The 13,175-nt window shown below is 40.3% G+C and carries 13 protein-coding genes and 1 tRNA gene; 8 read left to right on the top strand and 6 right to left on the bottom strand.

Features of this window, described 5'->3' with window-relative positions:
• Positions 1 to 96: 96 nt before the first annotated feature.
• Positions 97 to 603: a PTS sugar transporter subunit IIA gene (locus ACYVIL_RS06660; RefSeq protein WP_303473444.1), complete on the bottom strand. Its 507-nt coding sequence runs from the start codon at positions 601 to 603 to the stop codon at positions 97 to 99.
• Positions 604 to 1,107: 504 nt separating this feature from the next.
• Here ACYVIL_RS06660 and ACYVIL_RS06655 point away from each other — a divergent pair.
• The 3 genes from ACYVIL_RS06655 (at position 1,108) to ACYVIL_RS06645 (ending at position 2,861) form a co-directional block, all read left to right on the top strand.
• Positions 1,108 to 1,491 carry a VOC family protein gene (locus ACYVIL_RS06655; protein ID WP_303473446.1) on the top strand — a complete coding sequence of 128 codons (384 nt, stop codon included), beginning with the start codon at positions 1,108 to 1,110 and terminating at the stop codon, positions 1,489 to 1,491.
• A gap of 106 nt (positions 1,492 to 1,597) precedes the next feature.
• Entirely contained in the window at positions 1,598 to 2,704 is a 1,107-nt protein-coding gene (locus ACYVIL_RS06650; protein WP_460311972.1) for a patatin-like phospholipase domain-containing protein, read from the top strand.
• An 80-nt stretch (positions 2,705 to 2,784) separates the two neighbouring features.
• Positions 2,785 to 2,861: transfer RNA gene (locus tag ACYVIL_RS06645), tRNA-Val, on the top strand.
• Between the two features lie 339 nt (positions 2,862 to 3,200).
• On the opposite strand, the gene ACYVIL_RS06640 is transcribed toward ACYVIL_RS06645, so the two are convergent.
• From ACYVIL_RS06640 to ACYVIL_RS06625, 4 genes are all read right to left on the bottom strand, one after another.
• Positions 3,201 to 4,034 (bottom strand): DUF4437 domain-containing protein, encoded by an 834-nt coding sequence (locus ACYVIL_RS06640; protein ID WP_460311971.1) that lies wholly within the window; start codon positions 4,032 to 4,034, stop codon positions 3,201 to 3,203.
• A gap of 89 nt (positions 4,035 to 4,123) precedes the next feature.
• The gene (locus ACYVIL_RS06635; protein WP_460311970.1) at positions 4,124 to 5,110 is read right to left on the bottom strand and encodes a zinc-dependent alcohol dehydrogenase family protein; all 987 of its coding nucleotides are present in this window, start codon (positions 5,108 to 5,110) and stop codon (positions 4,124 to 4,126) included.
• Positions 5,111 to 5,184: 74 nt separating this feature from the next.
• The gene (locus ACYVIL_RS06630; protein WP_460311969.1) at positions 5,185 to 6,000 is read right to left on the bottom strand and encodes an SDR family NAD(P)-dependent oxidoreductase; all 816 of its coding nucleotides are present in this window, start codon (positions 5,998 to 6,000) and stop codon (positions 5,185 to 5,187) included.
• A 4-nt stretch (positions 6,001 to 6,004) separates the two neighbouring features.
• Positions 6,005 to 6,985, bottom strand: coding sequence for an LLM class oxidoreductase (locus ACYVIL_RS06625; RefSeq protein WP_460311968.1), 981 nt, complete (start codon positions 6,983 to 6,985; stop codon positions 6,005 to 6,007).
• A 125-nt stretch (positions 6,986 to 7,110) separates the two neighbouring features.
• On the opposite strand from ACYVIL_RS06625, the gene ACYVIL_RS06620 reads away from it, so the two are divergent.
• The 4 genes from ACYVIL_RS06620 to ACYVIL_RS06605 all read left to right on the top strand — a co-directional run bounded on the left by ACYVIL_RS06620 (position 7,111) and on the right by ACYVIL_RS06605 (position 10,658).
• The gene (locus tag ACYVIL_RS06620) at positions 7,111 to 8,019 is read left to right on the top strand and encodes a LysR family transcriptional regulator (RefSeq protein ID WP_460311967.1); all 909 of its coding nucleotides are present in this window, start codon (positions 7,111 to 7,113) and stop codon (positions 8,017 to 8,019) included.
• Between the two features lie 353 nt (positions 8,020 to 8,372).
• Positions 8,373 to 8,777 (top strand): hypothetical protein, encoded by a 405-nt coding sequence (locus ACYVIL_RS06615; RefSeq protein WP_460311966.1) that lies wholly within the window; start codon positions 8,373 to 8,375, stop codon positions 8,775 to 8,777.
• 21 nt (positions 8,778 to 8,798) lie between these two features.
• Positions 8,799 to 9,254, top strand: a complete 456-nt coding sequence (locus tag ACYVIL_RS06610) for a hypothetical protein (protein ID WP_303473588.1) — start codon at positions 8,799 to 8,801, stop codon at positions 9,252 to 9,254.
• 270 nt (positions 9,255 to 9,524) lie between these two features.
• Complete coding sequence (locus tag ACYVIL_RS06605; protein ID WP_460311965.1) at positions 9,525 to 10,658, top strand: zinc-binding metallopeptidase family protein; 1,134 nt, start codon at positions 9,525 to 9,527, stop codon at positions 10,656 to 10,658.
• Between the two features lie 136 nt (positions 10,659 to 10,794).
• On the opposite strand, the gene ACYVIL_RS06600 is transcribed toward ACYVIL_RS06605, so the two are convergent.
• Positions 10,795 to 11,529: a peptidase gene (locus ACYVIL_RS06600; RefSeq protein WP_303473594.1), complete on the bottom strand. Its 735-nt coding sequence runs from the start codon at positions 11,527 to 11,529 to the stop codon at positions 10,795 to 10,797.
• A 191-nt stretch (positions 11,530 to 11,720) separates the two neighbouring features.
• On the opposite strand from ACYVIL_RS06600, the gene ACYVIL_RS06595 reads away from it, so the two are divergent.
• The gene (locus ACYVIL_RS06595; RefSeq protein WP_303473596.1) at positions 11,721 to 13,175 is read left to right on the top strand and encodes a circularly permuted type 2 ATP-grasp protein; all 1,455 of its coding nucleotides are present in this window, start codon (positions 11,721 to 11,723) and stop codon (positions 13,173 to 13,175) included.

Below are 13,175 nucleotides of genomic sequence, written 5' to 3'. Positions count from 1 at the left end.
TTGTTTGTTAATTTTGAAATGAAAAATAAATGCATATTATTAATAAGGTAAATAATATCATTGCTGCATAAATGATGTTTTACCAACCCTGAAAGTTTAGATCAACACAGAAAATATATGATCTTCACATGCAGTCACCTTTCGAGGATTAATCAGTAGTCCTTTTACTTTATCACTATTGAGAAGGGTTATGTAAAATGCGTTGTCGTTTAAAGCTAGTTTCAACTTTCTAGCGTCGAAATCTAATATAGGTTGCCCCAATGCCAGTTTTTGACCCACTGTCACTTTACGTTTAAAGCCATCCCCATTTAGCTTTTGCGCCTCCCAACCGCAGTGGATTTGCAGTTTTAATCCATGCCTGTCTTTTATACGGATACGATGTGCCGTTTCACTGATGTCTAAAACAATCCCATCAAAAGGCGCTAAGATTTGAAAACCGATAGGGTTTATAACAGCACCTTCACCAAATAATCGTTGTTTAAAAATAAGGGGGTTGGCAGTATCAAGCATATTCATATTGCCACTTACGGGGCTCAAAATATCAATTTTATGTTTAAATTCTGGAAGGTTTTTAGCGTCTAATAACTGATTGAAAAGGCGCATTATAATACTAGTTCGCCGTAGTTTTTCATGGATCCAAGAGGCGCATTTTCGCTAGCTTGATACTTGAAAAGAAAATAATCTGATTTAAAACCAGAAACAGCCAATATTCTAATGTTCACTTTGACCAATATAGTATTAATTTGCGCTTCTATAGCCGCTATCATCTTATACATAAGCATTTTAAATTCTCGATTTCAAACCTGCGTGTTTGGCGAAAGGTTAAGGATGGTAAAAGTGTCAGGCTGAGCTACTAATGTCTGATTAACCATTTTTTTTCCTTTAAAAGCGCTTTTTTATTGTGCTTTAGCTATGCTGTAAGTCAAGTGTTACTAACAAAGTATCTTATTAAAATGTTATCCACTGTTTCTGTGGATAACCTTGTTGAGGAAACTTTATATGTCACTTAACTAGTTGAAATGTAAGGTGTATATTTGGTTGTCCAGAAATCCACCAAGAACTGATTTTGGCTAAAATTAAAGCGTTTTATTATTAGAGGACTAAATTATGTCAACAGCACCAATTGGCTCGGTGGTTTGGACGGACCTTACTGTTAAAAATGCAGACGATGTGAAAGCGTTTTATGCACAAGTCATAGGCTGGCAAGCAAACCCAGTTAGCATGGGGGATTATGATGATTATAGTATGCAGTTGCCCAGCAATAACCAGGATGTTGTAGGTATTTGCCATGCAAAGGGAGATAACGCGGGGTTGCCTGCACAGTGGTTGTTGTATTTTAAAGTGGCAAACTTAGACGAATCAATTGCTCAAACCGAGGCGGGAGGTGGAAAGTTATTATCTAAAATTAAGCATTATGGTTCACAAAGCCGCTATATCATTATTCAAGATCCCGCTGGGGCGGTGTGTGCCTTGTTTGAAGAAAACACCTAATTGACGGGGTTGTTGATAACTATTAAAAACTAAAATACTTCAGATACTTGCAAATAGCCCCTTGATTGTTACATTAAACTTATCCTATTCAACCGGTTAAAAGTTAGTGCAAGTACTTGATTTATATGCAGGTCCAACTGCTTTGAAGGAAATTCAGCAGCATGGATTGAGACAACAGATGTTCGATTACATGCTGGGGGCTTCTGGGGGCCCAAAGTGGTTCGTGTTAGCAGGCTTAGATAGATATGTCTTCTCTACTTTTTTTGCTAAGCGTACAACGCCATTGCAGATTATAGGTTCATCAGCTGGCGCTTTTCGCTTTGCGTGTTTTGCCCAACAAGACCCTTTAGCTGCGATCAATCGCTTAGCTGAACGCTATTCACGCACAGAGTACAGCGACAAACCCAGCGCGAAAGAGATCACACTATCTGGGTTAGAATTATTAGATTATGTATTAGGGGACAATGGTGTTGAGGAAATTATCCAAAATCCCATTATTAAAGCGCATTTCATTGTTGCGCGTTGCAAAGGGCTGACTCAATTCGAAGCCAAACCCTTGCAATTGACCGGTCTGTTGGCGAGTGCCGGCGCTAACGCGGTGCAAAGGCGGTTTTTACAACGATTTTATGAGCGTTATGTTTTTGCTTCACCCACGAGTGAATTACAAATATCGGATCCGAATAAGATGCCAACTCGTTATGTCCCTTTGTCAAAGCACAATTTGGCTCAGGCACTGATGGCCTCGGGTTCAATTCCCCTAGTGATCGAGGGCGTACAGAATATAAATGGTGCACCGAAAGGGATGTATCGAGATGGTGGTATAATTGATTACCATTTTGATCTAAATCTGGGACCCCATGATGGATTGATATTTTATCCACACTTTTACTCAAAGCCGATCCCTGGCTGGTTTGATAAATCATTAAAGACTCGACTACCCCACAAAAGTAGCTATGACAAAGTGGTAATGGCTGTCCCATCTGATGAGTTTATCGCTTCATTGCCTTATCAGAAAATACCAGACAGAAAAGACTTTGAAACAATGCCAGCGCAACAACGCATAGGATATTGGCAAACGGTGATTGAGCAAAGTGATAGGTTAGGGGAGGCGTTTGCCAATCTTACTCAAGATAATGATGTGGCAAATAGGATCAAACCCTTTGCGTTTGACTACTTATGGCGAAAAATCACGCATACGAGCAAACAAAGCTGAAAAACTCCTTGAAGATAACGATAAGCATCGTTATTATACGCGCCGCTTGAGACATTCGTGTTAAGCCTCAAATATACAGTGCGTCCGTAGCTCAGTTGGTTAGAGCACTACCTTGACATGGTAGGGGTCGGTAGTTCGAGTCTACTCGGACGCACCATTTTCTTAGATTATCCTGAAAGTACATCTTTATCTACATAGTATATATTTTGCTAGAAAGTCTGTGAAACCGCTGGAAACGTACTCTGGGTTGACATTCTACTAATTCCCAGTGGTATAACTGCAAAGGATGATTGTCATTTTAGATCCCCAATACTTACTTATAAGAACGCTCTACATATTGTTGCCTAAGTAAACATTATCGCGTTGTTAAAAAATACAGAGGGGGTGAGCAATTTATATCACTGTAAACAGTTAAATCCAGCCTGTACTAGCCTGTACTAGCCTATGCTAGCTAGTTCAGGCTGTTGCATCATATAAGTTAATGACTCTAGGTGTGTTAATTTGCAACGATCTTAAATGTTCCTTTTGAGCGCACATAGAGAATGCTTTCATTTGTGGTGGCTATATTGTGGCTGAAATTGCCAGATGAACTGAACATTGAACCAGCCTGTAGATCCTTGGATTGGCGCATCTCTATGGAATCATAATTAACGTTACCCTGGATGACAACTGCCTTGAACTCAGTGGTTTTACTGCTGATTTTTCCGCTAAAGTTCGCAGGAAGTTTTATTAGGCTTCCGCTAAGTTGCTCCGATTTGTGGCTTTTCCAAAGGTTTGCAAGCTGTACGTTATCGCCGTCAATTAAATTTGTTTCTCTTTGTGTTAACCACACTAAATTAGAAGAGTGAACATTAATGGGTCTCTCGCCATTGTCATATTGCTCGTCAACTGATTTAACTAAGTATGGACCACTGTCAATTTCCAAATAGATTAAATTTGATTCTCCATTGGCCGCGGTAATGTGGTTTTCTCCTGCCGGTTGTGTCCAGAATGAGGTTTTGGGTAGCCACATGTGGTCTGCGTTGGGGTCATCATTGTGCATTAAACCTTGGATCACAATTCCCCGATAGGAGATGTTGTGAATATGCGGCGGTGAAGAAAATCCTTTGTTGAATTTTACCAACATACCGGTAGCGACATTTTTCGTTCTGTCTCCCCATAAATCCGCTGCTCCAGGACTCTTATCGCCGCGTAATGGGTTCAAATAACCCCATTTAATCTCTGCAGCATCAATCACTTTCGATTGATTTTTAGGGCTCTGTGCCATGCTTGTGGAGCTGAAAATAACGAGGCTTATGATCAGCGCTGCGCGTCGTATAGACATGTTCATCGTATGTACCTTTAAATGTGTTTCTATTTTAATTACGTTTGTTACATTAAATCGCGAATTCGGTGACTGTTGATTGTTGCAATAATAAATTAAATATTGATAACCACTTTACCCATTGCTTTGCCACTTTCTAAACGCTTGTGTGCTTTGCCTACATCTGCCAAAAAGAAAACTGAATCGTCGAGTACGGGCTTTAGATCACCGGCTTCAACTATGCTTGTTAAGGCTTTCAAAATAGCGCCATGCTTTTCACGATGGAAGTCATGTAACATGGGAATTAACATGAATACCACGTGTAAAGACAGTCCTTTGAAGTGAGCAGTGGTTAAATCAAGTTCAACCATGGAGACAGTAGATGCAACTTGGCCGTTGAGTGCTGCAGCTTCAAAAGATTTGGCCATATTTGCGCCACCGACTGAGTCAAATACAAGGTCGAAACCGGCACCATTGGTGTGTTTTTGTACGTAATCTTCAACTGATTCTGTGACATAGTTTATGGGGGTCGCACCGAGCTGTTGAATCATTTCTAGCTGCACATTGCCGCCACCTGTTGAAAATACATTAGCGCCAAAATGGCGTGCAAGCTGAATGGCGACGTGGCCTACACCACCCGATCCACCGTGAACCAATACATTTTGACCTGCTTTTATTCCTGCCCGTTGTAAACCTTCATAAGCGGTAATCGCGACTAGCGGTAACGCTGCTGCTTCTCGCATGTTCAGATTTTTCGGTTTGAGTGCAATTAGATTGGCGTCTGCGACAATATACTCGGCAAGCGTCCCTGGAAGATCGGCTAGTCCTCCGGCACAACCATAGACTTCATCGCCAATATTGTATTCGCTTACGTTTTCGCCAACTTCTTCAATAACCCCAGCAAAATCCATCCCTAATAATGCAGGTGCAGCGGGTGAAAGAGGTAACTCTGGTCCCATCTGACGGATCATTGTGTCTACGGTATTGACGCTGGTCGCCTCAATTTTAACTCGCACATGCCCCGGCTTTAGTGCTGGTTTAGGGAGTTCTATTGATTCAAATACATCAGAATCGCCAAAGTTGTTTACGATCATTGCTTTCATGTTTTATTACCCTAAGTACATTTGCTGTTTAATTTAAAATAAAGAGATGAGTGTATTCTGCTACTTTATTGCGACTAGGCTTTGACGCCGAGTCGAGCCAGCACATCTTCCATGGCGGATAGCAAAGCTGTATTTTTGGCGAGATCAAGTGCATCGGGATGGGGTTGTGACCAATTGCCAATATCGTTATCAAAATATTTGCCTGAGGCAGAGGCAAACTCGTCACTCAATGCAGCTCGTACTAAAATGTCCGCGCCAATTTGCAAGTCTTTTCCCTTTGAACCATAAGCTTCTTTAACCATTTTGCTGCCCAGGAAAGACGCAGGGTTGATAGCAATAAAAGCCGGTGCGTTGCTGCTGTTTTCTTTCGCTAATTGGAATGTCCACATTGTTAGCGCCAGTTTACTTTGTGCATATGCATCGCTATCTGATAGAGACTGTTCGCCCTGTATGGCTTTCAGATTGACGGGGGCTTGAGCGGCGGAAGAAAGGTTGATAACCCGGCCACTAGCATTGAACAGTGGTAATATTTTTCGAGTTAATAAATAAGGGGCGAGGGTATTTACCACAAAACGAATATCGTAGCCTTCGTCTGTTATTGGATTAGGTACTTTGAAAACACCAGCGTTGTTTATCAATACATCAATAGCACTGACCTTTTGTTGTATATCAGATGCCATTTTTTCCACATCCGATAAATTTGCCAAGTCTGATTTGAACAACTCGATAGACGTGTTTGGGTTAAGTTTTAAAAGCGTTTCTTTAGTCTGCGCGAGTTTTGCGCCATTGCGACCGTGTAGCAATAAGGTATGACCTTGAGTAGCAAACACTTTAGCGGTTTGCAAACCAATACCGTCGGTTGCACCTGTAAGTAAAATTGTTTTTTTCATTTATCTAGTCCTTTTGCTTGAATGCCCGAAGCACAACGTCTGCTATTTCCGCTAGGGTTTCTTCGGTATTTCGCTTGTTAAAGCGCAGGTTTAAGGCTATGTGATTGACGCCAATCTCTTCTCTAGTTTTGAGGTATTTACACAGTTGATTAATGCCTAGCTTATAACCCAGGTGAATTGGTTGGGGTAAACTGTCAGGGTTTTTGTCTAAATCAATATAAAGAGGCTCCATAACTGGACGGGGGGCGCTACTTTGGTTTTGACTATTGTCCCTTAGTTGCTGAATAAATTGCTGCTGCAGTTGTTGTGCTCTAGGGTAGGTAATCCACCCGTCACCATGTTCTGCTAACCAACTTGGAGATTGCTGGGATGAGCCAGTTATCAGCAAAGGTAAACGACGATTTTGAGGTTTAGGCAGCATGTCGATATTTCCTGCCGCTTTTCCAAATGTATTATCAAATTTTGGATTAGAATCTGCCAGACGACGAATATACTCATAACTTTCTCGAAATAGTTTTCCACGGTCATGATATGACACATTCATGGCCGGATATTCTTCTGGACGATCACCACTGGCGATCCCTAAAATCAGCCGTCCTCCAGAGAGTTGGTCAACAGAAGCCGCTGCCTTTGCAACATGTGCGGGATGCCTAAGGGGTAAAATCAAACTGGCAACGCCAAGGGCTATGTGTGAAGTTTGTCCAGCCAGTAAGCCAAGATATACAAAGGGATCGAGTAACTGCCCGGCATCACCAAAAGATGGGACGTTAAAGGGTACATCACGCAACCACACCGCTGAGAATCCTAATTTTTCAGCTAATTGAACCCGTTCCACATGAGCATGCATTGAAGGTACAGAACTTGTTGCATAATTCTCAATGGGAACCACCAGGCCGATAGATAGCTTGCCTAGTTTGAATACACTATTGAAGCCTCGGTTAATGCTAGGAAAAGCAGTTTCATTGTATTTAGCTTGAACTAACAAAGTGACTCCTTAAAGTAGAGGATCAGAATGATCCTGAATAATTTGATGAACTTATGTTATTGGTTTTGATATGATGTATAAATGGCTAATATAAGTAATCAGAATTCTGTTTTTGGATATAATAAGTGGACACAAGTGGCGTTCGACTCTTCGTTTTGGCAGCAGATATGCTCAATATCAGTGCTGCAGGTCGCAAGTTAGGGCTAGCACCGTCTGTTGCTAGTGCACGACTATCTAAACTTGAAATTCAATTAAAGGCAGATTTATTTCACCGATCAACCCGTAAGGTCAGTTTATCCATAGAAGGGGCAGAGTTTCTTCCATTCGCCAGAGAAATAATTGCCCAAGAGGATGCCGCTTATGCGGCCCTAGGTCGGGGTAATTCTAATGTAAGCGGTACGCTCAGATTCGCATCTTCCAGTACCTTTGCTCAGCGTTATATCGTGCCAATACTGCCTGAGTTTTTACAACGCTATCCAGATGTAAATGTTGAGCTAAAACTCTCGGATACCCAGGTGAATCTAATTGATGGTGGTTTTGATTTAGCGCTACGTAATTATGCAGTAGAAGACAGCAGTTTAATTGGCAGAAGGCTGGCAAAAGATACCCGAGTATTATGCGCGTCACCGGATTATCTAGAAAGAAACGGTATACCCCACAGCCCCGACGATTTGAATCATCATCAATTGTTGATCTTTATGAACTCCAAACCAAGAAGGTTAATATCTTTAACCGGTAAACAGGAATACTCGTTTCCTCCTGCAAAGAGTCTATCTCGTGTCGTGTGTGACGATGGTGCTAGTATGCGAATAGCAGCCATTGCTGGTGGAGGAATTTGTATGAGTTCCATCTGGAATATTCATACTGAATTAAAGCAAGGTAGCTTAGTAAAGGTACTGCCAGACTACCAAATTGATGATCATGCTGCTATTTGGCTTGTCTATCCAAAATCCAACGTTCTGACTTCTAAAGTTAGGGTATTCATTGACTTTCTAATTGAAAAAATTGCCAGTCCGCCAATTTGGGAAACTTAAACCTGGCTTCAATAGGGTCTATTCAGTCAAATTTGAATGCTATTGGGTGTTCTAAATCCTTTTTAATCTAATGCATTTGCTGAATAACAAAAGACAAACTAAAAGCATAAGTGAGTAGGGAAGTTGTTGTTAAACCTTTAACGGCAAAGACTACCCATTCTTAATATTATGTCATCGTGCTTTGTCAGCTTAATCACATTTCCAAATACGCCTCGTTGTGAATAAAAAATCATACTTTTCAAATGCTTTGAAACAAGAATTAAAATTAAGCAAATAATTTTGAATTTAGCGTTGACCTTAGTAGTGTAATTGTCTAATCTAAATGATAATGATTATCAATAAGGTTTGTTGGCATGTATTGTTATACTTTTTCGTGTTTGGAAATGGCGGTTAAAAATCCTTCTGAAGACGCCGAACTGGAACTCATAAATCGATATGTACACGCGGGTTTAGAAAGAGCTAAAGCAATGGGCAATAGCAAAGAGACTAAAACTGCGCACTTGCGGATCCTTGATACCTTATTGCATGTAGTATGCGATAGCTTGCTATCCACATCATGGCGTAAATATTGTTATCGCATGGTTCAACGTCTGAAACCGCTGTTATTTGAGATACTAGATAAGCGTCAATACCAACGAAAAATGGCGCAAATTAGTCTGCTTCATAATTATTTTATTGCTTATACACAGGGAGCAGATACAACCGATTTAAAAGCCTGTGTACCTCACATATTTTCTTATAATCCACCACGTAAATAATCAACATCGCGAGGTTTTTGCATGTCAAATTTTCAGTTTGTTTGTCCGAGTCACCAAAATTGGGTAGAAGACCATCCCAAAGAAGCATTTCAAAAAGTAAACGAGTTAACAGATTATGCGGAACTTCTGTTTCAAAAAGGCCAATACCAAAATGTGATTCCATTTTTAGGTACCGCGTTAGAGACAACTGAAATTATTTTCGATAGCCGGTTGGAATCGCCGCAATTGACGACAAAAATGACAGCTATTGCCATTATGTTAGCCAATTCATATTCTGCTTTAGGGCAAACAGATAAAGCGGGTATCTTTATACGCAAAATTCGCCAAAAATTAAATAGAGCAATTAATTGTGCCGAAGGTTATTCTGCTAAAGTGGCGTTTTTTAGACATTGTGAAACGGCTTTACTAGAAGCAAATTCGAATTTACAAGAAAATCATGGTTATTTTGACAATATGTTAGTTTCTCAATTGCATTAATTTAATAACTTTTTAAGATTCAAGGTGTTGAATAACAAAAAAGCGTCTCTCTTAAGATTGAGAGTGCCTTTTGCTGAAGCTGATATATTTTTTCTAGCTTGTTTAAGGTCATGCTTTTATTGAATATTATGTGTGGATTTTAATTCCTCGTTGAACTTACTTATTGGGTCTGTTATCGCTACTTTGTGCTGGAAGGATTGCTATTAAGGGAAATGCGGGTTCTAATATGCGGCTTTAGATATTGTACTAAAGTGAACTTTTCATTTTAGGTTGAAGTTGTATCAGGACGCATTTTTGAAAACATTTACATGCCAATGTGGGAATACATTACATTTCGCGAACGTTCAATGCGTATCGTGTGGTTTAATGTTGGGTTTTATTCCGCAAGAAAACAGGCTGAGTGCTTTTACCACTAATCAGTATGGTAATTTACAAGCCTCCAGCAATGGTAAGTTATATAAACAGTGTAAAAATTATTCTGAGCACAATGTTTGCAACTGGATGGTTCCCCTCGAAGATGATCATGATTATTGCGTTTCCTGTCGACTCAATGAGGCAATTCCTGATTTAAATGATCCTGAAAATAAAGCCTTATGGGCGAAAATGGAACAGTCAAAAAGACGTTTGTTGTACACCTTATTAAAACTCAATTTACCCCTTGTTGATCGTGTGCAGGATCCAACCAATGGATTAGGCTTTGCATTTTTAAGAGACAAAACTCAAGATTCATTTGGCAATGAATTGACGGTGAAAAGCTTTGTGACCACAGGCCATGCAAATGGATTGATCACCATTAATCTAAATGAAGCAGATGATTCGGCTCGCGTGGATATGCGCGAGAAAATGAATGAGCGATATCGCACACTGCTTGGCCATTTTCGACATGAATCAGGGCATTATTATTGGGATAGATTGATATCCGGCACAGATAAAATAGATGAATTTCGCAGGTTGTTTGGTGACGAACGATTAGATTACGTGCAATCTATGGAAAGTTACTATCAAAATGGCCCTAGCGAAAATTGGCAGAGTGTCTGGATAAGTGCCTATGCCAGCATGCACCCCTGGGAAGATTGGGCCGAAACCTGGGCACACTATTTACATATGCTAGATACCCTTGAAACTGCAAATGATTACGATTTTTCGATTTCAGGTAATAAAATAGCCAGCCCGATACCGAATACCGATAGCGTCATCGACCAAATTTATACTTCAACCTCGTTCACCCACTTGTTTAATGATTGGTGTCAATTGACTAAGGTATTGAATGCTCTGAATAGAAGTATGGGCTTAGATGATGCTTATCCTTTTGTTATTTCTATATCTGCCCTAGATAAACTGCGATTCATTCATGAAGTAGTATTAGATACTGATATGCTTAAATTAACAGAAGGGGCCGCTTGAACTCGGGGCGCTTTTGTATCTGTACCTTCACTTTTTGATAAACTGATGATGAATCAGTGATTCAACTGAAATTACCATTGTTTCTTCTAACCCCGTATATCTTCGGTCTTTGCCTAATGACACCCTAGGGGAGAAGTTACTTCTCCCAATCGAAACGGGGGAGGTTCTCAAACGCTTTCTTTAGCCCTTCGTTCCACTGCTTCTGCACTGATCTGTACATGTTACTATTTGTGGTCAATACGTTGTGATAAGGCTCTTCAATATGGTCATTGCGATGAATCGCTATTTCAATTGGTGGCCCAACAGAAATGTTACTGCGGATTGTGGAGTCTAATGAAACGATTGCACATCTAGCTGCGTCTTCTAAAGAAGTACTAGGGGTAATAATACGGTCTAAAATAGGTTTTCCATATTTATTTTCGCCTATTTGCAAATACGGTGTTTCATCTGAGGCAGAAATATAGTTTCCTTGGGGGTAGATTAGGAAAATCTCACTTTTATTCCCTTTAATTTGGCCCCCTAATAAAAAGCTAGATTCATTGCTGGTCTTTGACTTCTCCATGGCGTCCGCATGGCGATTTTGTTCCTGTTGACTCAAGTCACCAATATACTGGGCTACTTCATGAAGATAGTTTCCTCGACTGATATCAAAGTCAGCGTTGGGATTTGCTAAGTCGCGCTTTATGGCGTTAATCACCGCTTGAGAAGTGGCTAAACTGCCAGAGGTGGTTAACACTATTGTGCGATTATCTGGAAACACGAAGGTCGTCATTTTACTGTAAGTGGCAACGTAATCTACCCCTGCGTTTGTGCGAGAGTCAGAGGCAAAAACTAAACCTTTATTCAAGGCAATGGCTAAACAGTAAGTCAATTGGCTTCCTTTTGATGTTGTGGTGGTTAAAAACCTTTGGTTATCGACAAAATCTTGTTCTTATAACTCTTTTTCGATATTTTGAACTCTGGTGAAATTAAAAACAATAGAATTTTAAATATAGCATCTATCAAATCATAACTAGTTGAGTATACTGATATAAAACAACAATAAATCAGCGCGGAGGATCTATGGCGATTAGATGGGGAAACTATGCAATAGGTCAATTCTACGATGAGCTGATACAGGGGCGTTCTAAACCCAGAAAACATGCAAAAGATTTGTGTGATTATCTCAAAGGGTTATCCGATAACGAAATAAAAGAGTATAAAGCGGCCTCTGATTCTGCTATTCAAGTCATGGGAATTACCTTCAGAGTATATAATGATGAAGAGGGATCGATTGACCGAGCTTGGCCTTTCGATATTGTTCCACGCCTTATTGAACTCAAAGAATGGCAACAAATTGAACTGGGCCTTAAACAACGAGTGAAAGCCCTGAATATGTTTATTGATGATCTCTACAATGATCAGAACATAATAAAAGATGGAGTGTTTCCAGCCGACTTATTAAAGAAATCGAAAAACTTTTTAAAAGATTGTATTGGCGTAAAACCACCGCAGGGGATATGGGCGCATATTTGTGGCTCTGATTTGGTAAGGGACCACAATGGCACTTTTTACGTTCTAGAAGACAATTTACGTGTTCCGTCAGGTGTTTCATACATGCTTGAAAATCGCCAGGTAATGAAACGTGTTTTCCCTGAAATGTTTGAAAAGTACAATATTCTTCCTATCGATAATTACCCTTCAGACTTATATGACATGTTGGCAAGTCTGTCGCCACGGGATGTAAAAGAGCCTGAAATTGTCGTACTCACCCCTGGAATTTATAATTCAGCTTATTTTGAGCATGCTTATTTGGCCCAACAAATGGGGGCTGAATTAGTTACCGGTGATGACTTAGTGGTTAAGGATGATGATTGCGTTTACATGAGAACCATTAACGGATTGAGTCGTGTAGACGTGATTTATCGTCGAATCGATGATTGGTACATAGATCCGGAAGTATTCCACCCAGATTCTCAATTAGGTGTTCCTGGGATCATGCGAGCATGGAAAAAAGGCAATGTAGGTTTAGCCAATGCACCAGGTTCCGGGGTTGCCGATGACAAAGTTGTTTATAGCTATGTTCCAGACATTATCAAATACTATTTAAATGAAGAGGCATTACTGCCGAACGTTCCAACCTATCGTTGTATTAACCCCGATGAACGTGAGTATGTTTTAGAAAATATTGAACAAATGGTGGTCAAACCGGCAAATGAATCCGGGGGTTATGGCATGTTGATTGGTCCACATGCATCGAAAAGAGAACATCAGAAATTTCGCCAATTAATAAAAAAAGATCCACGCAATTATGTGGCACAACCCATGTTACTGCTGTCAACGGCACCCACTTTGATAGATAACAAAGCGGAAGGTCGTCATTTGGATTTAAGGCCATTCATTTTAAGCGGGCAAGATATTAAAGTTACCATGGGAGGGTTAACCAGAGTTGCAATGACTAAGGGCTCTACAGTGGTTAATTCATCCCAAGGTGGTGGTAGCAAAGATACATGGATTGTTGATATGGAGGGCGATTAA

Source organism: Aliiglaciecola aliphaticivorans, from assembly GCF_054782055.1.
This window is presented reverse-complemented; position numbering and strand designations above follow the sequence as displayed.

Coding starts and splice junctions, on each gene's coding strand:
- ACYVIL_RS06660 (WP_303473444.1), bottom strand. CDS start 603: ATGCGCCTTTTCAATCAGTTATTAGACGCTAAAAACCTTCCAGAATTT.
- ACYVIL_RS06655 (WP_303473446.1), top strand. CDS start 1,108: ATGTCAACAGCACCAATTGGCTCGGTGGTTTGGACGGACCTTACTGTT.
- ACYVIL_RS06640 (WP_460311971.1), bottom strand. CDS start 4,034: ATGAACATGTCTATACGACGCGCAGCGCTGATCATAAGCCTCGTTATT.
- ACYVIL_RS06635 (WP_460311970.1), bottom strand. CDS start 5,110: ATGAAAGCAATGATCGTAAACAACTTTGGCGATTCTGATGTATTTGAA.
- ACYVIL_RS06630 (WP_460311969.1), bottom strand. CDS start 6,000: ATGAAAAAAACAATTTTACTTACAGGTGCAACCGACGGTATTGGTTTG.
- ACYVIL_RS06615 (WP_460311966.1), top strand. CDS start 8,373: ATGTATTGTTATACTTTTTCGTGTTTGGAAATGGCGGTTAAAAATCCT.
- ACYVIL_RS06610 (WP_303473588.1), top strand. CDS start 8,799: ATGTCAAATTTTCAGTTTGTTTGTCCGAGTCACCAAAATTGGGTAGAA.
- ACYVIL_RS06595 (WP_303473596.1), top strand. CDS start 11,721: ATGGCGATTAGATGGGGAAACTATGCAATAGGTCAATTCTACGATGAG.